This window comes from Akkermansiaceae bacterium (assembly GCA_019634595.1).
Lineage (GTDB): Bacteria > Verrucomicrobiota > Verrucomicrobiia > Verrucomicrobiales > Akkermansiaceae > Luteolibacter.
This window is the reverse complement of record JAHCBC010000003.1, coordinates 290,123-309,801: the sequence shown is the minus strand read 5'-3', so window position 1 is coordinate 309,801 and position 19,679 is coordinate 290,123. Positions and strand designations below refer to the sequence as shown.

Below are 19,679 nucleotides of genomic sequence, written 5' to 3'. Positions count from 1 at the left end.
CACGCACATCACTTCCGGCCGGTCCATGGAAACGTGGACCGGTCTTTTTTTAAGTGGGCTGAACGGATGGGATGTGAGATTGATCGACGTCGGTTATGATTTCCCCCTCCCGTTGGCTGCCATTGTTTGTCATCGCCGTTGCGGCCATCTTGCTGGCACCCGCCAGCATGGCGGATCTGGTGATCAGGAACACGGCGGGGGAGGTGATCACCTCCTTGGATGCGGGATCGACCATCAAGGACGATCCCCGGTCCATCGAAATACGTATTGAGAATACCGGCACGACCCCCGTGGGAAATCTTGTTTCGTTCACCGGACCGGCGGCGGGGGACTTCAGCATCGGAGGTATCTATGGGACCTCCATCCCGGCGAAGGCATCAGTGACCGCGTATGTGTATTTCAAACCGCAGGCTCTCGGCTTGAGGATGGCACGGCTTTCCGTGGGATCTTCCGATCCTGGTTCCACCAATGTGTTCCTGGATCTTGCGGGTACGGGTAGTACGGTTTTTGAACCCATTTTCGTGTATCCTGACAGTGAAGCCGTCCATGTCAGCTTCAACGCACAGGGCTATTCGATAGGTAAGGTGACCATCAATTTCCCTCCCGACCCGCACAGGGATCTTCTGATCGCCAGGATTTTCAGCGGGATGTTCACCAACCACTTTGATCCGGTCAGGGTGAGGTACCAGGACAGAATCTACCTTTATGAGCTGGCTTACCGCCAGCATTTATCGGGCAGGTACACTTGGGTGCTTGCGTTATCCTCCGTGACGGGTCAGCAGGATACCTCCTTCAATCATCCGCTCAACACCGGGGGAGGGACAGTGGCTGTCCAACCTGACGGCAGGTTGATTGTAACCGGAGGCTTCCTGAATCCGGGCGGAACGGGAAACCAACGGATCGCCCGATTGCATCCGGATGGGTCCATCGACACGACATTTGTGGCCGCTGCAGATGGGATTGCCGCCTGCGTTTTTCTCCAGGAGGACGGAAAAATTCTGATGGCGGGGCCATTTTCCAAGGTGAACGGGGTGGTCAGGTCAGGCTTGGCGCGCCTCCATCCGGACGGTTCGCTGGATGAGGGGTTCGTTCCTCCCGTGGATGTTCAAGTGGCCCGGGTCCTGGGCATGAAGGATGGGAAAATCCTCGCCGGGGGGCCTTCCCCTGTATCCGGAGGCAACGGTTCCGGGCTTCTCCTGCTGCATCCGGACGGATCGGTGGACCATTCGTTCGATGCCGGTATCACCAGTTCGACTGCCATCTACAGCTTGGCGGAGGAAGCGGACGGTGGAGTTTTGGTCGGCGGCGTCATGACGATTGGGGACACCGCGCGTTACCTGTGCCGTCTCCACCCGGATGGCTCTCTGGACACCGGTTTTCAAGGAAGCACCAACGCGAATGTTTCGGCGATCATCGTCCAGCCGGACGGGAAGCTGCTGATTGCCGGTGGGTTCAACTTGGTGAACGGACGAGCGCAAGCCAAGGGAGTGGCAAGATTACATCCGGACGGTTCGCTGGATGAGGCTTTCGTGCCCGGTCCGCTTGGTTTGGTTTGGATACACTGCATTCTTCTCCAAGCCGATGGCAGGATTCTGATAGGTGGTACTGCCAGCAATGACCTCCGTTGGGGCTCATCGCGCCTCACCCGTATGGAGGCTGATGGAGCGGATGATGTGACATTCGCCGCACCTACGATGCATCTCCAGGTGACTGGTCTCTCCATGGGTGCCGACGGTTCCGTGTTCGTCAACGGGTCATTTGGACCTGGTAATGGACTCCTCAAGCTCCGCAATCATCCCGGGGTTTCGGACCTCCTCCCTGCGGGAAGTGGGGGCCTGAAATGGACCCGGACTGGAGCGGTTCCCGAGCTGCAGGCGGTGGTATTTGAAAACTCCGCCGATGGGGGAGTGACGTGGAGCAGACTGGGAGAAGGAAGCCGTGTTGCGGATGGATGGGTTCTGGATGGCGGTCTTTCTCCCGGAACTGGATTTCTCCGGGCGAGGGGAGTGGGGCTTGCTTCAAACCGGGGCTACGCTGCGATCCGGGAGACGATCATCCACGGGCGGAATCTGACGGCTCTGGAAACGTGGAGGCAGGTGCAGCTCGGATCACCCCTGAACGAGGGAGTGAGTGCGGATGGTTTCGATCATGATCGGGATGGCATCAGCAACCTCCTCGAGTATGCCTTTGCCCTGAATCCCAAGCTGCCGGACGCGCACCTGTTCCCGGTCTGGCAGAAGACAGAGGATGGCTATGAGCTCATCTTTCCGAAATACCTGACCGTTGGGGGCATCACCTATCACCCGGAGTGGTCGGAAACCATGCGCGCGGACGACTGGCATCCCGGGGAGACTGTCGGTGATGGGACCCGGAATATCTTCCGGATTCCTTTCGGGCCGGAGGATCGGAAATTTTTCCGGCTGAGGGTGGAGAATCCGTGATGATGTTGAAACGCCGAGCGTGATGGCCAGCACGCTGCTCGAGCGTTGGGGCAAGTAAGTTTTTCCATAGCGCAAGGTTTGCGGCCGGTTCGTGGGAAACTCCGTGGAGTTCCCGTGAACCGGCCTTTTTATGTGGGCTGCACGGATGATATGTGACATGGATCGACGCTCGCCGTTCCAGTTATGACTTTTCGATCCCATTGGTTTCCATTGTTCGTCTTGGCCTCTGCGGTCATCGCTGTGGCCCCCGTCAGCATGGCTGACCTGGTGGTGAAGAATAGCGCAGGAGATGTGGTGACCTCATGGGCTGCGGGAGAGACCGCCATCATCGATCCCAGGTTCATCGACATCCGCATCGAGAATACCGGCACTGTGGCGGTTGGAGGACTGTCCGCGACAGCGGAGGGCACGGCAGCGGTGGATTTCTCCGTCACCAACCTTTCCGCGACAACCATTCCCGCGTCTTCGTCTGTGACCGCGCGGATCAGGTTCGCCCCGCAGGAACTCGGATCCCGGCAGGCGGTCCTGCGGATTTCCTCATCCGCTCCCAGCGTCCAAGAGACTACGCTGGATCTCAGCGGCACCGGCAGCATGACGTTCTCACCGATTGTGAACGATCCTTCGGGGATACAGAGCGTGGGTCCGGGGCCTTCCGGCCGGGTCTATGACTTTGGCATCATGACGCTGAACTTTCTGCCGACGGATCAGGCCATCACTTACCAAATGTCGCCGGAATTCAGCACGAATGTCAGTGCTGGGGGGATTGTATATGGCAATTATCAGGGAGCGCTTTTCCCCTACCGTGCCTCCTTCCAGCAAGGGCCACCTCCGGCCCGGATCTCCACCATGACGCTTTCCATGGCAATGGGAACCGCGTTCGCGGATTTCGACGCGAGGCTGGATGGCAGCGGGGGAACGGTTGCAATCCAGGGGGATGGAAAAGTGATCGTGACCGGGAGATTCAGCATGGTAGGTGTTCATCGTAGGGAGCGGATCGTCCGGTTGAATGCGGATGGCTCTGTCGATCCCAGTTTCCTCTGCTCCTTGGATGACGTCGCGGACTCCGTCGCAGTCGATCCGTCTGGCAGAATCCTCATCTGCGGCTATTTCGAGACGGTCAACGGCATCCCCATGCCGGGTCTGGCGCGTCTGAATGTGGATGGTTCATTGGACTCCTCGTTTGCCCCCATCTCCGGCTTCAGCCACGGTTTGCGTGTCGTGTCGCTGCCGGATGGGAAAGTCCTCATCAACCCGGGGATGCTCCGCAGACTGAATGTCGATGGCTCCATCGACGGGACTTTCACGGAAACTCCCGTGAGCAGTCCGTTCAACAGTTTCGCGGTGCAGGATGACGGGAAAATCGTAGCGAACACCGACCGGGTCAGGCGTTACAACGCGGACGGGACTCTGGATTCCACCTTCACGGCGGATGTGGCATCCGTCACGGCCATCGCCATCCAGAATGACGGAAAGATCATCGTCGGCGGCCACTTCGACGTGGTGGGCGGTGTGGCGCGGAAACGGGTGGCGCGGTTGAATGCGGATGGCACCCTCGATTCCGGTTTCGCAGGTGCCGCCTTTGCGGCAAGTGAGGCCGTGTCCTGCGTCGCGGTGCAGGAAGACGGCGGCGTCATCATCAGCGGCACATTCATCAGCATTGACGGAGCGGCCCGTCCCTGTGTGGCCAGGCTGAATCCGGATGGCACCCTGGACCGGGGCTTCGCTCCTGCTGGCAGCGGCAACGTGATCACGGGAATGTCACTGGCTGCGGATGGATCGGTTTTCGTAGCGGGACAATTTCAGTCGATCGGCAGCGAGAGCCGGAGGGGGTTCGCGAAGCTCCGGAACCGGTCGTGCGTCGCGGAGTTCGGCATCGAGGGAGGCAACACGTTGCGGTGGAGGCGTAGTGGATCCGCTCCCGCTCTCTCTGCGGTTACATTTTCGGTTTCCACCGACAGCGGCCATAGCTGGACGGTGCTGGGTTCCCCTGAACGGTCCGGGGACAGTTGGATTCTCGGTCCGGTGTCCCTGCCTTCCCATGGCTTCGTGCGTGCCAGTGGTGGCAGCGTCCTTTCCAGCCGGGGCTTCGGCCTGATCCGGGAGAGCAAGCTGTTCGGCCGTGGCCCCACCGCCGTGGAGGAGTGGCGGACCGCCAACTTCGGTGCACCCCTGAACGAGGGGAGCGGCGCGGATTCCCAGGACTTCGACAGGGACGGCCACCGGAATCTGGTGGAGTACGCCTTCGCTTCCGATCCCAAAACCGCAGGTCTGCCGGCCTATCCTTCATGGCAGGCAGCCGGGTCCGCCTACGGCATCAGTTTCACGAAACCGGCTGCTGTCACCGGCATCACCTACTCCGCGGAGTGGTCGGAGACGATGGGTGGGGACGACTGGCATCCTGCGGAGGACCTGAGCGTGGGGGATGCGAAGTCGTTCCGCGTGCCGGTGGGGACGGAGGAACGGAAGTTCTTCCGGCTGAAGGTGGCGAATCCGTAAGATCCGGCGGCGGAAGGGGGTATGTGGGCACGATGAAAACCCATAGCCTCCTCTGCCTGGCCGCCGCGTGCGCGGCAATGGTCTGCCCCGCTGCCGCCGCATTTTCCGTGAAGGACTCTCCGGCGGAGGGCCATCTGGATATCCTGGAGGATGGCCGACTGGTGGGCCGCTACATGTATGGCCGGGACAAGTCGTCGAAGAACGTCGATTTCGACACGGCGAAGACCTACCTCCATGTGTTCGACGCGGAGGGGAAGGAGACGATCACAAAGGGACCGGGCGGTGAGCTTCCCCACCACCGTGGCATCTTCATCGGCTGGAACAAGCTGACGGTCGATGGAAAGGCGGACGACCTGTGGCACATGAAGGGCAGCGAACAACTGCACCAGAAGTTCGTGGACGAGAAGGTGGACGACACCGGCGCCAGCGTCACCTCGCTGGTGACGTGGAAGGGGAAATCCGGTGCGACCTTGCTGGAGGAGCGCCGCACGATGACGTTCCGCAAGGCTGCGGCTCCCGCCTACCTGCTGGTGGATTTCAGCTCGACGCTCACGGCGGTTGCTGGCGAGGCGAAACTGGAGGGAGATCCGGAACACGCGGGCCTGCAGTTCCGCCCGGCGAATGAGGTGGACCGTGCGAAGACGCGCTTCCTTTTCCCGAAGGCGGACGCCGTGCCGATGAAGGACCTGGACTACCCGTGGGTGGTGGAGTCCTACGTCCTGCGCGGGAAGACCTACAACGTCGCCTTTCTGAATCATCCGGAGAACCCCACGGGCACGCGCTTCTCCGCCTACCGGGACTACGGCCGGTTCGGTGCGTTTTACAAAACCGCCGTGCAGAAGGAATCCCCGCTCACCCTGAAGGTCCGCTTCGTGGTCGGTGAAGGCCAGCTCCCCGAGGCCGCCTGGGTGCAGGAGCAGGCGAATGCTTTCACCGGAAAGTCCGATCCGGTGCCGGCGACGACGTTGACCGAGTCCAAGGCGAAAGCCGCCCCCGCGCCGAAGAAGTGAGGATGGAGCGCGGACTTCAGGCCGCCCCGGAGAATCCGGCTCGCTGTCTTTGGGAGCCGGAGAAGCACATCCGGATGATGACCGTAGCGGCGTGGCTGCGCCACGACGGCGGGGAGAGCACACCTTCCTCCCTGCGGGGCCGCATGGGGAACAAACCGCGCGAGGTCATCAGGAAACCGGAATCGCGGGATGATGGAGATCCACCCCGCCTGACGGTTTGGAAAACCGTCCCTGCCAAAAGAATACCGTCGGCCGCACCCTCCCGATCCGAATGGCGCAGCCATTGCGCTACGCCGCGTTGGCATGACTGGGACCGCGGGATTCATCCCGCCCCGGAGAATCGGATCTTTGCGAAGCCAGGCGGACTGAAGTCCGCGCTCCGTTGGGATCTACGTTTTGCGCGGCGGGTGAGCGGAATTGCGTGATATGATCGGGCGGATCTCCCGGTGTGTGGTGGATGATAAGGAATCAATGTTGTTTCCCAACGAAGCTGGATCTTGGCCCGTTGTATGCTACCGATGCAGCGCGCCGTGGAGTTATTCGCATTGAACCACTTGCCACCACGGCGGGTTCCGGAACATGAAGCGTTTGCGTGTCCTCAAACTCGGCTGGGAATTTCCACCTCTGATCAACGGCGGCCTCGGGGTTGCCTGCCTGGGTTTATCCAAGGCGCTTTCGAAGCACGTTGATCTGACGGTGATCGTGCCGAAGGCCGCTCCGGACGCCTCCTTCGACGGTTTCGATCTGCGGGGTCTGAACCAGCTTTCGATCGACCAGCTCAAGACGGTGGAGGGGAAATACCGCTACGAGAGCTTCGCCCAGGTGCGCAATGTGCCGATCTTCCTGGACCCCTACTCGACGGAGGAACAGACGACTGCGGTGCTCGACCGCACGCCGGAAGGGGAGATCACGTTTTCAGAGACCACGCGTCATCAGCTCGACTCATTCAAGCTCGGTGAGCTGTATGGGCCGGACCTGGGCAACAAGGTGGTGGAGTTCTCCAAGGTGGCGGCGAAGCTCGCGCTGCTGGAGGACTTCGACGTCATCCACGCGCATGACTGGATGACCTTCCTGGCCGGGGTGGAGGTGAAGAAGGCCACCGGAAAGCCGCTGGTGGTGCATCTCCACGCGTCCCAGTACGACCGCGCCGGTGCGGATGCGCGCGGGTGGATCTACGACATCGAGAAATACGGGATGGAGCAGGCGGACCGCGTCATCCCCGTGAGCGGATATACGGGAGACATCGTAGTCGGGCACTATGGCATCGATCCGGCGAAGGTCCGGCCGGTCCATAACGGGGCGGATCCGGTGGATGTCTTCGTCACGAAGAAAAAGTTCCCGGAGAAGCTGGTCCTGTTCCTGGGGCGGCTGACGGCGCAGAAGGGACCGGAGTTCTTCCTGGAGATCGCGACGAAGGTGCTGGAGAAAAACCGGGACGTCCGCTTCGTGGTCGCGGGCACGGGGGAGAAGCTCAGGCCGCTGATCGAGACCGGCGCGTTCCGCGGTCTCGGCGGGCATTTCCATTTCACCGGATTCCTGAACAAGGAGAAGGTCAACGACCTGTTGTCCATGACGGATGTCTATTGCATGCCGTCCGTGTCGGAGCCGTTCGGGCTGTCCGCGCTGGAGGCCGCGCAGTTCGGCATCCCGGCGGTGATCTCGAAGCAATCCGGCGTCGCGGAGGTGCTCCAGGGCGCGTTGGTGGCTGACTTCTGGGATGTGGAGCTGATGGCGAAACACATCAACGACCTCCTCACCGACGATGAAATGAGGGAGCGCGTGGTGGAGCAGGCAAAGCAGGACATCGCCGCCTCCACGTGGGACGCCGCCGCCTCGAAGGTGGTCGATATTTACCGTGAGGTGACGACGTAAAGTGATGAGAGAGATGTTCCAGAAGAATTCCCGGCTGGCTGCCCGCGGCCGGTGTTCACCCGAAAACCATGCCTGACGTCTGCCTCTATTTCCAAGTCCACCAGCCGAACCGGCTGGTGCCGTACGATTTTTTCCGCATCGGGGAACACGCGCTGTATGAGGATGACGGGCTGAACGCCTCCATCCTGAACAAGGTCGCGGAGAAGTGCTATCTCCCGGCGAACCGCATGTTCAAAAGGCTGATCGAGGAAAGCGAAGGACGCTTCCGCATGGCCATGTCGATCAGCGGAACGGTCATCGAGCAGTTGGAGCAGTACCGGCCGGATGTCCTGGAGTCGTTCCAGGAACTGGTGGCGACGGGCGGGGTGGAGATCCTTGCGGAGACGTATTACCACTCGCTCGCTTTCGTGCATTCGAACAGGGAGTTCGAGCGGCAGGTGGAGATGCACCTGGACAAGATTGGTGACGTGTTCGCGGTGAGGCCGCGGGTTTTCCGGAACACGGAGCTGATCTACAACAACGCCATCGCCGCGAAGGTGGAGACCATGGGCTTCGACGGCGTGATCGCGGAAGGCGTGGAGTGGACGCTCAACGGGCAGTCGCCGAATTTCCTCTACCGCGCGCCCACCACGGCGCGGGTGAAGACGCTGCTCCGCAACACGGGGCTTTCGGACGATCTTGGCTTCCGTTTTTCCGACAAGAGCTGGAAGGACTATCCGCTGACTCCGGAGAAGTTCGCGCAGTGGGTGATGGAATCGCCGGGGGATGTGGTGAACCTGTTCCTGGACTACGAGTCGATCGGCGAGCATCAGTGGGAGGAGACGGGTATCTTCGACTTCTGGGAGAAGCTGCCGGAGGCGGTCATCGAGGCGGGCGCGCAGTTCGTGACGCCGATGGAAGCGGTGGAGTTCTACCGCGCGTCGCGTGAGTATGACTGCCACTTCATCACCTCATGGGCGGATGCCGAACGGGATCTCTCCGCCTGGATGGGTAACATCCTGCAGCAGGAGGCCATCGCGAAGGTGCACCGTCTGGAGCAGGAGATCCTGGCGGTGAAGGATCCGGACCTCACCCATACCTGGGCGAAGATGCAGACGTCCGACCACTTCTACTGGATGTCCACGAAGGGCGGCACGGACGGGAATGTGCATTCGTATTTCAGCCCGTATGCGGGGCCATACGATGGCTACATCTACTTCATGAACGTGCTGGCGGACCTCCAGATCCGCCTGCGGCGGGCGCAGGAGAAGATGGGCATGCGGTCGATCCCGAAGCCGCTGTGATGGGGTGGAGTGGAGCGCGGACTTCATCCAGCTTGGCTTCGCAAAGACAGGATTCTCCGGGGCGGGATAAATCCCGCGGTCCCAGTGATGCCTTGGTTCCACGCCGCTACTTCTTCCACGTCGCGGTGACGGGATGGGCGTAGTCCTGCCAGAGCCGTTCGATCAGTTCCGCGTCAGCCTCCCCGTCGAAGATGATGAAACGGTAGCGGGAGTGGTAGGATTCACCCGGCTTGATGGACATGCCTTCTTTCGTCTGCGGCGCGAAGCTGATGAACGGCTCGTTCGGATGGATGCGGACCGGCTGTGGTGCGCGGAAGTTGTCCGGATGGGAGAGGATGGCGAGGCCGGCGGTTCCTCCTTCCGCAGCCTCTCCGCTCATGGCGATCCAGTGGGCGGGCTGGCTGTTGGCCTTGTTGCGGTCGGTGATGTTCGCGGAGGTGACAAAGCGTGCGGCATCCTTTCCGTTCCATCCTTCCAGTCCGCGGATGCCGATGCCGCCGTAGTGGTAGATGGGAAGGTCCAGCGGCTTGTCCCCGGTGGTGGTCTGGATGCTGTCCAGGTCGATGATGTGGTAGGTGGCTCCGGTGTCGTAGGTCCTGACGGTCCATGTTTCATCCAGCACATCGACCGGCGGGCCGCTGGTGAGATCGGTGAACTTCTGGAGGGCGGTCAGACCCGTCTCGACCGGACCGCTCCAGCTCTTGCCGAGTGAGACGAAATCGACCTTTCCCTTGCCTTGTCCCATGTTCCAGAAATCCGGCTCCCGTCCATCGAAGCGGGTCTTCGTCCACGCGGTCCAGATCCCGTGGTGGTGGAGGTGGTTGAGCGCGTAGTCATCCGTGACGATCTTTCCGGAAGGAGTCCTCAGCGGGTGGAGATAGCCGCCTCGCAGGAACTTGGGATCGAGATTCTCCCGTGGGGATGTGCGGGCGGTGGTCTGGTAGGCGGCCACATTCTTTCCCCGGACGCTGAGCTGGATGCGGTCATCCTCCTTTGCTGCCACCGCTTTGTTTGGGAAGTTTTCCCCCTCCACCATGGACAATTCCAGCTTCTGGTGAGCCCCCAATGCAGGTAGTATGAACGTGATTTTTCCGTCACTCCCGGACTGGTAAGGGAGCCGGATTCTTCCATCATCCGACTGTAGCACACCACCGGTCCCTCCGGCGGAAGCGGCTGGCCGGTGCAGCGTCACGATACTTGCCCTGCGGGCGAAATCCCCGGTATCGATCTCCAGTTTATGGGCGTACACCGGTTGCACGGAGAGCACCAGCGCGAGAGCGGGAAGGGCGGGGAACACGGGTTTCATTTCCGTCACTGCAACCGATTCCACCGGTGCAGGTCAACGGAGAAGCGTTGCGGGGGTTGCGGGCTGGCGTGAATGTTGCTAGGAGTCCGGCATGGGATCGCATGCTCAGGATCAAGGTGTCAGCAGTGGAGGTGAGGGATGAGTCTGAATGAACGGGATGAGGCGCTGGATACCCACTTCAAGGCGCTGAAGGTGAACCTGGACCCGCGCTGGTATGGAACCTTCGCGGAGATCGGTGCGGGGCAGGAGGTGGTGCGGTGGTTTTTCCGCGTGGGTGGCGCGGCAGGCACGGTGGCGAAGAGCATGTCCGCCTATGACATGGTGGTCAGCGACGCCATCTATGGCGGCAGCGAGCGCTATGTTTCCAAAGGCCGGGTGCAGGCGATGCTGGACCTGGAGTTCGGCCTGAACCTGGAGCGCCTGAGCGAGAAGCGCGGCGACTCCACCGCTTTCTTCGCCTTCGCGGACACGGTGGTGGCCCGCAGTTTCAAGGGCGGCAACGAATGCCACGGATGGATGGGCGTGAAGTTCCAGTCCCGCCCGAATGACGAGGCGAGCCAGATCCTGATCCACGTGCGGATGCTCGACACGGAGGCCGCGCTGCAACAGGAAGCCCTGGGCGTGGTGGGTGTGAACCTGCTCTACGGCGCGTTTTTCCTCCACCATGAGCCGGAGAAGCTGGTGGAAAGCCTGCTGGACCAACTGACCACGGGCCGGATCGAGATCGACGTCATCGAGTTCCGGGGCATCGAGTTCCGTGCGGTGGACAACCGGCTCATCGCGCTGAAGCTGGTGCAACTGGGACTCAGCGGCGCCGCCATGTTCGACCCCAGCGGCCAGGTGCTGCAACCGTCCGAGGTGCTCTACAAGAAGGCCGTGCTGGTGGAACGCGGCAGCTTCCGCCCGCCGACGAACGTGAATGTGGACATGCTGCAGTGTGCGCTGGAGAAGTTCAGCAAGGAACCGCAGGTGGTGGGAAAGACCATCCTGCCCATCTATGAGCTGACGATGCGCAACCTGCTGGCGGGCGGGGATGACGTGGACCGCCGGGATTTCCTCGCACGGGCCGACCTGCTGGCCGCCTGCGGGATGACGGTGCTCATTTCCGACTATTTCGAATACTACCGTCTCGCCGCCTATCTGGCGTGGCGGACGAAGGAACGCATCGGCATCGTGATGGGGGTGCCCAGCATGGTGGAGCTGTTCGAGGAGAAATACTATACGCAGCTCCCCGGCGGCATCCTGGAATCGTTCGGCAGGTTGTTCAAAAACGAGCTGAAGCTCTACGTCTATCCCTTGTTCGACCAGATGCTGGGCAAGCTGACCACCGTGGAGGATCTGCTGGTGGCTCCGGAACTGCGGAAACTCTACGGCTACCTCCAGGACCGCGGGAGCTTCGTGGCGCTGGACAACTACAATGAGGCGTATCTGAAAATCTTCTCCCGCGACGTGCTGAAGAAAATCGCCAGCGGGGATGACGAGTGGGAAAGCATGGTCCCGGTGGAGGTGGCCGCGATGATCAAGCGGCGCGGATTCTTCAGTTACAAGCCTTGAGCTTTCCCCCGCGGATGGGGATGCTCGGCCCATGAACCGGAGGAATTTTCCATGGATTGTCGTCGGGATGATGTTCGCGGGCGGCGCGTTCGCGGATGAGGTCGCCTTTGTCCGTGCGGAGCCTTCGGCCTCCATCCAGTCCGGGGCGGTGGCGGAGGCCAGCGGGCTGGCGGTATCATCGCGTGACGCCGGTTTCATGTGGATCGTCAACGACAGCGGGGCGCAGGCTGACCTGCACCTGTTCGGGAAAGATGGCGTGGACCATGGCCAGGTGAGGGTGGAGGGAGCGGTGAATGTGGATTGGGAGGACCTCTCGTCGTTCGAACTGGACGGGAAGCCCTACCTGCTCATCGCGGACAGCGGGGACAACCTGTCCCGGCGGAATGACTGCGTGTTGTATGTGGTGGAGGAGCCCGCTTTGCCAAAGGAGGGGGAAAAACTCTCCGGCACCGTGAAGGTGGCGTGGAAGATCCCGTTCAGCTTCGAGGACGGGCCGAGGGATTGCGAATCCGTCGCCGTGGACGCGCGGGTGGGAAAGGTCATCCTCGTCAGCAAGCGGACGAAGCCGCCCGTGGTGTATGAGATGCCGCTGCGCCCGAAAGACGGTGTGGTGGTGGCGAAGCGGTTGGGGGAAACGACGGTGGCTCCGCCAAAGGGCGTGCCGATGCTCCCTTACATCGCCCAGCCGACCGGGATGGATCTGGCGCGTGATGGATCCATGGGGGTGCTGGTCAGCTACTACGGCGTGTTCCTTTTCCCGCGGAGCGGAAAGGAAAGCTGGGGTGAGGCCTTCGCGAAGGCACCGGTGATCCTATCCCCGCATGGCATGGCGCAGGCGGAGTCCGTGGCGTTTTCCCGGGATGGGAAGACCCTGACCCTGGTCTCGGAGAGAGGGGACAAGAGGATCGTGGAATACCGGAGGTGAGAAAAGGGGCGGCACTCTTGTCGCACGGTGGCATTGGCGAAATACGGCACGGAGGGGAACTGGATGGCTTGCAAGATGGGTTCGCTCATTGCAGCCGGTGGACAGGAAGGGCATCAGCGGACATTGCGGCTCCGCCGAAATGTCCGCCCTTCCTTACTCGAGGAATTTGGAGATGGTTTCCTGCGCGTGCTTCAGGTTCGCGGCGGGGTCCTGTTTGTCAGCCTTTTCCAGTTCGCCCGCGTATTCGAAGTGCTCGGCGTAGAGCTTGCCGCCGTCATCGTCCTCGTCACGGAGGGTGAATGTGGCGCGGTCCGCCATTGTCTTCGTCCAGGTGTCCCGCACGTCCTTCCAGTAGGCGTTGGTCTTCTCCCAGTATTTGTTGAAGGCGGGGGCCAGCTCCGGCTTGGTGATCTCCTCGTAGCGGTTCACCCCCAGCTCGGCGCCCAGGTAGGTGCGCTTGCCGTCCGGGTCCACCTGCAGCTTGCGGTTGTTCTGGAGGTGCACCCAGCCGTTGGGGGTGATGGTGATTTCATGGAAGCCCTCCAGCACGTTGTAGTCCTTCCGCACGGAGTGTTCGCGGCGGGGCAGGGGGCGCGGGCAGTTGTCGCTCTGCCAACTGTGCAGCACGCCATCGTGGGTCCAGCCGCCCATCACCTCGTAGCGCGGGGAGTCGTCCACCTGATAGACCGCCTGTGACCAACGGCCCTCCGGGCGGGCGGCGGCGGTCTTTTTCCACGTCCTGTTGCCGGTGAACTCCTGCAGCTCTTTGTCCTGCCAGGTCCAGTCCTGCCGCCAGTGTTTCATCACGTGCGGTCCCTGTTCCTTGCCGTCCTTGTCCTTGAAATACATCACCAGCGAGTGCTGGAGGCTGATGAACTCACCCCTATCCTCCAGCACCATCACGTGCTCCGTGGCCCATGAAAAATAAGGGCGCATCGGTTTGAACTCCTCTTTGAAGCCGAGCGATTCGATGAAGTCGAAGCCCACGCGGTAGTTCCCCGCCATGGCCAGGATGGCCCGCCGGTCCTGCTCGAACTTGGAAAGGCCCGGCTCATTGAGCTTCTTCCAGGCGTCCTTCGCGCCGGGGGCCAGCGTGACGTCCGCTCCCTTCGAGGTGCCGCCGCGGGGCACCATTTCCTTCCACTCGATGAAAGGCCAGGCGAAGACATGGCCGGTGGATTTCTCCTCCTTAGGCACCTTCGTCGCGGCTTCGTCGGTGGCAGCCTCTTCGGCCTTTTCTTTGGCGGAGGTCTCCTCCGGAGCCTTTTCGGCTGGAGCTTTGTCCGCGTGGGCGAGGCCTTGGAGCGCCATCAGGGAGGAAAGGAGGATCGGAAGAGGTTTCATGGGCAGGGTTCGAAGGTAACGGGCTGTCACCGTTTCTCAACGGGATTCAGTGACGGGTTCTTGCCGGAAAATGGCGGCGGGTTGCGGGGAGGGTGGTCCCGGCGGCGCTTCGCCGGATCACATCGGCTGCCCGGAGAGCATCATCGGCTCCAGCAGGACACCGAGCAGGAACAGGCCCATGGCGACGAAGGACAGGAAGCATCCCCCGCAGAAAAGCCCCTTCCGCAACCACGGCTTCGGCTCTCCGCGGAACAGGACCGCCCGCAGGTAAAGCTCGGCCAGCGGCCCTCCGAAAAACGCGGCGTTGGCACCCAGCCCGCACAGCAACCCGCTGGTGATGGCGAGCGGGAGTGGCATGGAATCGCGTGAGAAGGCAACCGCCAGCACGCCGATGCCGGGCAGGAGCAACATGCCGTTGTAGAGCAGCCGGAGCTTTTCCCATCCCTTCACCAGCTCTCCGAACGCGGAGAAAGACACCGGATCGGCGGCAGCGGAGGACGCAGGGGTGGCGTAGGGGTTGGCGGGATTCATGTGGGCGGGGAAATCATCAGCCTCCATCACAGGCCCAGCACCTTCGGCGCGCTGGCATTTCCGTAACGGTCGAGCGCGGTGACCGCCACGACATCCGCCCGCTGGGTGGTGATGCCCTTGTGGCCGGCGGGGAAGACGCCCACCACGCGCCATTGGCCGCCACTGCGCGTCTGCACCAGCACCCGGGCCGTGCCGTTGGCCGGCACCCAGCGGATGAAGGTGCCATTTCCGCTCACGGATGAGGCCACGCCCGGCGCGGCGGGCAGCTTGTTGTTGATCCATGGCATCGGCGGCACGGCGGCGGGCTGGGTGTAGGTGCCGGCGAGCCGTGTGGCGATGCCGCCCTGGTTCTTCACCAGCGACTTCGCGCTCCAGTGGATGTGGCCGTTCCAGTTCCGGCCGATGCGGCGGCTGGTGTCGATCTGGCTGGTGATTTCCGATGCCGGGCGGCCCGGATCCTCCGATGAGTTGATGCGGGAGGTGGCGATGCCCGGCCAGACCGGGCGGCTGCCCTGCTGCCGCCACCAGGAAAGGAGGTGGGAGAAACTTTGCTTCCGCGGCTGTTCCCGCCAGTAGAGCTGCGGTGCCAGGTAGTCCACCCAGCCGTTCTTCAGCCATTTCCGGGAGTCACCGGCGAGCTGCTCATAGGAATCAATCCCTGCCTCGATGCCTTCCGGCACACCGGGCCGCCAGATGCCGAACGGACTGATGCCCACGCGCACCCATGGCTTCTGCCGCTTCACCGCCGCATACAGGTTGTTCACGAACGAATCCACGTAGCCGCGCCGTTCCGCCGGGGACTTTCCATCGGCGAAGCGCAGGCCGCCGGACGGGTAGGGATAGAAGTAGTCGTCCAGGTGGACGCCATCGATGTCGTAGCGTTTCACCACATCCATGATCACGTTGAGCGCGCGGGTCCGCGTTTCCGGCAGTGCCGGATCACACCACACCATGGAGCCGAATTTTTTCGTGATGTGTGGCGCGGAACGAGTCACGTGGTTGCCGGACACCGCCTGCGAGGAGCTGGTCAGCGCGCGGAACGGATTGAACCAGGCATGCACCTCGATACCCCTCGCATGCGCCTCTCGGATGGTGAATGCCAGCGGATCGTAGCCGGGATTCGCGCCCATCTTTCCCGTCAGGAAGGACGACCATGGTTCGATGCTGGAAAGGTAGAGGGCATCGCACTGAGGCCGGACCTGGAAGATCACGGCGTTGATCTTCAGGCTGGCGAGGCGGTCCAGCATGTTCCGCATCTCCGCCTGCTGCGCTCCCGCGGACAGGCCCTTCGCGCTGGGCCAGTCGATGTTATGGACCGTGGCGATCCACGCCGCTCGGAACTCACGGGGGAATGGCGGCGGCTTCACATCCACCGGGGCGTAGTTCTGGGCGGAGGAAAAAGCGGCGGTGATGAGGAAAAATACGGCTGCCAGACGGAACATGGGCTGAGTATGGCCTCATTCGCCACCCGGGGCAAGCTGCGGTGGCTGATGGAAAAACCATGCGGCTTCCCGCTGTTGGAAGGGGATGACCACTGATTGCACTGATTTACTGATTCAAGAGGATGATCTGGTATGATCCGGAGACTTTCCGGAAACGGGGCAACCAACGGCAGGGTGATTTCCTTCCCCGATGAATCAACCCCTGGCATGTGCTTTTTAAGCCCAATCAGTAAATCAGTGCAATCAGTGGTCATCCTCACCTTTGCTTCCTGGAAATGTTGGTTTCATCTGTGATGTGGATGGGTTCCCACATGCCGCGCCGGTGAACCCACGGTTATTGCTGTCACTCGGGCCGGACGACCGAAAGATTGCTTGTGGCCGGTTGGTAGGGATGTTCCAAGATCATGAAGATGAACCTTTTCTCCACGACCGCTTTCCTCTCCCTCGCCACGCTTTCCGCCCTCCATGCCGAGTCCGGCCCGGGCTGGATCACCTATGAACCGAAAGGCGACATCAAACAGGGCAAGGAAGTCGTCCTGCTCGCGGGTGATGAGGAATACCGCTCGGAGGAATCCCTGCCCATGCTGGCGAAGATCCTCAGCGAGCGCCACGGCATCAAAGCGACCGTCCTTTTTTCCTACAGCGGTGATGGTGTCATCGACCCGAAAGCGGGCGGCTCGCTCGGCAAGCCGGAGGCTCTGGACTCCGCGGACGTCGTCGTGCTCGGACTGCGTTTCCGCCACTGGCCGGATGATGCCATGAAGAAATTCGAAGGAGCGGTGAACCGCGGTGTCGGCATCGTCGCGCTGCGCACCAGCACCCATGCCTTCAACTTCCCGAAGGACAGCCCGTGGACCACGTGGTCCTGGAACAACCAGGGCGGATTCGGGAAAAAAGTGCTCGGTGAAACCTGGGTGACCCACTGGGGTTCCCATGGCAAGCAGGCCACCCGCGGCGTGGTCGAGGTCGGCGCGGGGAAGAACCCGCTGCTCAACGGAGTGTCCGATGTTTTCGGCGACACCGACGTCTATGAAGCCTACCCGCCGCAGGACGCCACCATCCTGCTCCGCGGTCTGGTGCTGGAGAACATGGAAAAGGACGGGAAGCCGCTGGAGGGTGAGAAAGCCCGCGCCACGGACAAGCAGAAGCAACCCATCAACGATCCGGCGATGCCCGTCGCCTGGAGCCGCGAGGTGAAGAACGAAGCCGGCACCACCAACAAGGTCATGACGACCACCATGGGTTCCGCCAGTGACCTGGTGAACGAAGGGCTCCGCCGCCTCGTCGTGAACTCCGTCCTCTGGGGCCTCGGTGAGTCCGTTCCGGAAAAGGCGGATGTCACCATCGTCGGTGATTTCACCCCGACCAAGTATTCCTTCGACGGATTCAAGAAAGGCGTGAAAGCCGCGGATCTGAAGTGATGGCCGTTCCCGGAACTGATGCGGAGGGCCATGGTTGCCTTCCTGGCAGGAGGTGTTATGCCGGTGGCGTGAAGTTTCTCCCCGGTTTGCTGTCGTTGTTTTTCGTCGCCGGATGCTCCCTGAGGCATCCCATCAATGTTTCCGATGAAACGGATGAGATCCACGTCAACCGCCGGTCGAAGCTGTCGCTGACCACCGTCCAGCAGATCGCCGATGCCCGTGGCGGCAAGGAAGACGGCGAGGTCTGGCATGTGGACCGGCAGAAGGACGACGTCAGGATCCGCAAATCCCGCGACGGATCGAACCCGGACGATGATGTCGAGCTGTGGTTCCGCGACGAGGACGGATCCTGGATGCCGCGATAGGTGGCAGGGACCGCATTCCATGCGGTCAGGAGGGGGCAAGCCGATGCTGCTCCGCCGGTCCCATCCTTGTCGTCCCGCGCCACCCCATCACCTGCGGAGATGCCGCAATCCATGGGGCATCATGGGATAGCCTCCGCCGTCCCCCGCCGGACCGCATGGAATGCGGTCCCTGCCAACGCCGCAGATGGAGCCGTCCTGCAGCTTGGGATCGGCAGGGCTTCCACGCCCTTCCGTTTTCCCGAAATAAAGCGACCTTGGGCGGAGGATTTCCCCGCTGGATATTTCCTTTCGCGGAGGCATCCTTTCCGCCGTGGATCTTTTCTCAAAACCCCGGCCGGAGCCGAAGGCGCTTTCCGTCACGCAGTTGCTGCGGCGGATGAAGAATGTCCTGGAGAGCGGCGTCGGCGAGGTGTGGGTGGAGGGGGAAATCTCGAACTTCAAGAAACAGGCGAGCGGGCATTGGTATTTCTCGCTGAAAGATGACGGCGCGCAGATCCAGTGCGCCATGTTCGGCGCGAAGCGGAAGCCGGGCGCGGAGGTGATGGAGGATGGGGTGAAGATCCGGGCTTTCGCGGAAGCCACCGTTTATGAAGCCCGCGGCACGCTCCAGATCATCGTCCAGAAAGTCGAGAAATCCGGAGCGGGTGACCTCCAGGCACGGTTCGAGGCATTGAAACGCAAACTGGCCGACGAGGGCCTTTTCGATGCCGCCCGGAAGAAGCCGATCCCGAAATTTCCCCGGGTGGTGGGGATCGTCACATCGGACACGGGCGCGGCGATCCGTGACATCCTGAACGTGTTGGGCCGGCGCGCGCCGTGGGTGCAGCCGGTTCTGTTCCCGGTGCGGGTGCAGGGGCGCGGGGCGGAGCGGGAAATCGCGGAGGCGATCAGGAAAATGGGTGAGCCGGAGAAATACGGCTACCCGCGCTGTGATGTGCTCATTGTCGGGCGCGGCGGCGGATCGCTCGAGGACCTGTGGAATTTCAACGAGGAGATCGTCGCCCGGGCGATCGCGGCCTGCCCGCTGTCGGTCATCTCCGCGGTGGGGCATGAGATTGATTTCACCATCGCGGACTTCGTGGCGGACCTGCGTGCGCCCACGCCCAGCGCGGCGGCGGAGCTGGCTGTGCCCGATGGCGCGGAACTGGCGATGAAGCTGGCGCAGGCGCGGCGCAGGCTCGGCCGGATCACGGCGGAGCGGCTGCTTTCCGCGGAGCGGTTCCTGGCGGGGTTGAAACGCGGCGCGCTGAGGCGGGATGGTGAGAGCCTGCTGCGGGAGCCGGTCATGCGGCTGGATGGTCTGCGGACCCGGCTGCGGTCGGCGGCGGTGCAGGGATTGAGGACCGCGGCCATGCGCTACACGGAGGCGAAGAACACCCACCGCACCATCCACCCGGCGAAGGTTCTGGAGCGCAGGCAGGAGAAGCTGGAAATGCTGCGTGCGAGGCTGGAGCGGCTGGGCGGGGACGGCGTCGCGCACCATTCGCGGCGTCTGGATGTCCTGCGTGGCCTGCTGCGCGCGCTGGGACCGGAGTCCGCCTTCCAGCGCGGATTCTCCATCACGCTGGATGAACATGGCGGGGTGATCCGTTCCACGAAGGAAGTGGCGCCCGGCAGCTTGCTGAGAACGAAACTGGCGGATGGCGAAGTGGCCAGCCGCGTGGAGAAATGACTTTCCGAATGATTGAA

14 protein-coding genes are annotated in these 19,679 nt (G+C 62.2%); 10 read left to right on the top strand and 4 right to left on the bottom strand.

Going from position 1 to position 19,679, the window contains the following annotated elements; all coding sequences use genetic code 11:
• Window positions 1-95 precede the first annotated feature (95 nt).
• The 5 genes from KF712_11975 (at window position 96) to KF712_11955 (ending at window position 9,102) form a co-directional block, all read left to right on the top strand.
• Entirely contained in the window at window positions 96-2,441 is a 2,346-nt protein-coding gene (locus KF712_11975; protein MBX3741703.1) for a hypothetical protein, read from the top strand.
• 219 nt (window positions 2,442-2,660) lie between these two features.
• Window positions 2,661-4,937, top strand: coding sequence for a hypothetical protein (locus tag KF712_11970; GenBank protein MBX3741702.1), 2,277 nt, complete (start codon window positions 2,661-2,663; stop codon window positions 4,935-4,937).
• A 32-nt stretch (window positions 4,938-4,969) separates the two neighbouring features.
• Window positions 4,970-5,947, top strand: a complete 978-nt coding sequence (locus tag KF712_11965) for a PmoA family protein (GenBank protein MBX3741701.1) — start codon at window positions 4,970-4,972, stop codon at window positions 5,945-5,947.
• 579 nt (window positions 5,948-6,526) lie between these two features.
• Window positions 6,527-7,819, top strand: a complete 1,293-nt coding sequence (locus tag KF712_11960) for a glycosyltransferase (protein MBX3741700.1) — start codon at window positions 6,527-6,529, stop codon at window positions 7,817-7,819.
• Between the two features lie 68 nt (window positions 7,820-7,887).
• Window positions 7,888-9,102 carry a glycoside hydrolase family 57 protein gene (locus tag KF712_11955; GenBank protein MBX3741699.1) on the top strand — a complete coding sequence of 405 codons (1,215 nt, stop codon included), beginning with the start codon at window positions 7,888-7,890 and terminating at the stop codon, window positions 9,100-9,102.
• Between the two features lie 106 nt (window positions 9,103-9,208).
• On the opposite strand, the gene KF712_11950 is transcribed toward KF712_11955, so the two are convergent.
• The gene (locus KF712_11950; protein ID MBX3741698.1) at window positions 9,209-10,408 is read right to left on the bottom strand and encodes a PmoA family protein; all 1,200 of its coding nucleotides are present in this window, start codon (window positions 10,406-10,408) and stop codon (window positions 9,209-9,211) included.
• Between the two features lie 138 nt (window positions 10,409-10,546).
• On the opposite strand from KF712_11950, the gene KF712_11945 reads away from it, so the two are divergent.
• Window positions 10,547-11,962 carry a TonB-dependent receptor gene (locus tag KF712_11945; protein ID MBX3741697.1) on the top strand — a complete coding sequence of 472 codons (1,416 nt, stop codon included), beginning with the start codon at window positions 10,547-10,549 and terminating at the stop codon, window positions 11,960-11,962.
• A gap of 31 nt (window positions 11,963-11,993) precedes the next feature.
• A complete protein-coding gene (locus KF712_11940; protein MBX3741696.1) occupies window positions 11,994-12,887 on the top strand; it encodes a hypothetical protein in 894 nt (297 codons plus the stop codon).
• 153 nt (window positions 12,888-13,040) lie between these two features.
• Here the strand turns inward: KF712_11940 and KF712_11935 are convergent, their stop codons facing one another.
• The 3 genes from KF712_11935 to KF712_11925 all read right to left on the bottom strand — a co-directional run bounded on the left by KF712_11935 (window position 13,041) and on the right by KF712_11925 (window position 16,204).
• Entirely contained in the window at window positions 13,041-14,231 is a 1,191-nt protein-coding gene (locus tag KF712_11935; protein ID MBX3741695.1) for a hypothetical protein, read from the bottom strand.
• A gap of 117 nt (window positions 14,232-14,348) precedes the next feature.
• Window positions 14,349-14,762 (bottom strand): hypothetical protein, encoded by a 414-nt coding sequence (locus KF712_11930; protein ID MBX3741694.1) that lies wholly within the window; start codon window positions 14,760-14,762, stop codon window positions 14,349-14,351.
• Between the two features lie 26 nt (window positions 14,763-14,788).
• Complete coding sequence (locus KF712_11925; GenBank protein ID MBX3741693.1) at window positions 14,789-16,204, bottom strand: family 10 glycosylhydrolase; 1,416 nt, start codon at window positions 16,202-16,204, stop codon at window positions 14,789-14,791.
• A 404-nt stretch (window positions 16,205-16,608) separates the two neighbouring features.
• On the opposite strand from KF712_11925, the gene KF712_11920 reads away from it, so the two are divergent.
• The 3 genes from KF712_11920 (at window position 16,609) to xseA (ending at window position 19,662) form a co-directional block, all read left to right on the top strand.
• Window positions 16,609-17,625 carry a ThuA domain-containing protein gene (locus KF712_11920; protein MBX3741692.1) on the top strand — a complete coding sequence of 339 codons (1,017 nt, stop codon included), beginning with the start codon at window positions 16,609-16,611 and terminating at the stop codon, window positions 17,623-17,625.
• Between the two features lie 68 nt (window positions 17,626-17,693).
• A complete protein-coding gene (locus KF712_11915) occupies window positions 17,694-17,990 on the top strand; it encodes a hypothetical protein (GenBank protein ID MBX3741691.1) in 297 nt (98 codons plus the stop codon).
• 310 nt (window positions 17,991-18,300) lie between these two features.
• A complete protein-coding gene (xseA, locus tag KF712_11910; protein ID MBX3741690.1) occupies window positions 18,301-19,662 on the top strand; it encodes an exodeoxyribonuclease VII large subunit in 1,362 nt (453 codons plus the stop codon).
• Window positions 19,663-19,679: the final 17 nt, after the last annotated feature.

Excerpts from the sequence above, each read along its gene's own strand:
- KF712_11975 (MBX3741703.1), top strand. The coding sequence starts at position 96 with ATGATTTCCCCCTCCCGTTGGCTGCCATTGTTTGTCATCGCCGTTGCG.
- KF712_11965 (MBX3741701.1), top strand. The coding sequence starts at position 4,970 with ATGAAAACCCATAGCCTCCTCTGCCTGGCCGCCGCGTGCGCGGCAATG.
- KF712_11960 (MBX3741700.1), top strand. The coding sequence starts at position 6,527 with ATGAAGCGTTTGCGTGTCCTCAAACTCGGCTGGGAATTTCCACCTCTG.
- KF712_11955 (MBX3741699.1), top strand. The coding sequence starts at position 7,888 with ATGCCTGACGTCTGCCTCTATTTCCAAGTCCACCAGCCGAACCGGCTG.
- KF712_11950 (MBX3741698.1), bottom strand. The coding sequence starts at position 10,408 with ATGAAACCCGTGTTCCCCGCCCTTCCCGCTCTCGCGCTGGTGCTCTCC.
- KF712_11945 (MBX3741697.1), top strand. The coding sequence starts at position 10,547 with ATGAGTCTGAATGAACGGGATGAGGCGCTGGATACCCACTTCAAGGCG.
- KF712_11940 (MBX3741696.1), top strand. The coding sequence starts at position 11,994 with ATGAACCGGAGGAATTTTCCATGGATTGTCGTCGGGATGATGTTCGCG.
- KF712_11935 (MBX3741695.1), bottom strand. The coding sequence starts at position 14,231 with ATGAAACCTCTTCCGATCCTCCTTTCCTCCCTGATGGCGCTCCAAGGC.
- KF712_11930 (MBX3741694.1), bottom strand. The coding sequence starts at position 14,762 with ATGAATCCCGCCAACCCCTACGCCACCCCTGCGTCCTCCGCTGCCGCC.
- KF712_11925 (MBX3741693.1), bottom strand. The coding sequence starts at position 16,204 with ATGTTCCGTCTGGCAGCCGTATTTTTCCTCATCACCGCCGCTTTTTCC.
- KF712_11920 (MBX3741692.1), top strand. The coding sequence starts at position 16,609 with ATGAAGATGAACCTTTTCTCCACGACCGCTTTCCTCTCCCTCGCCACG.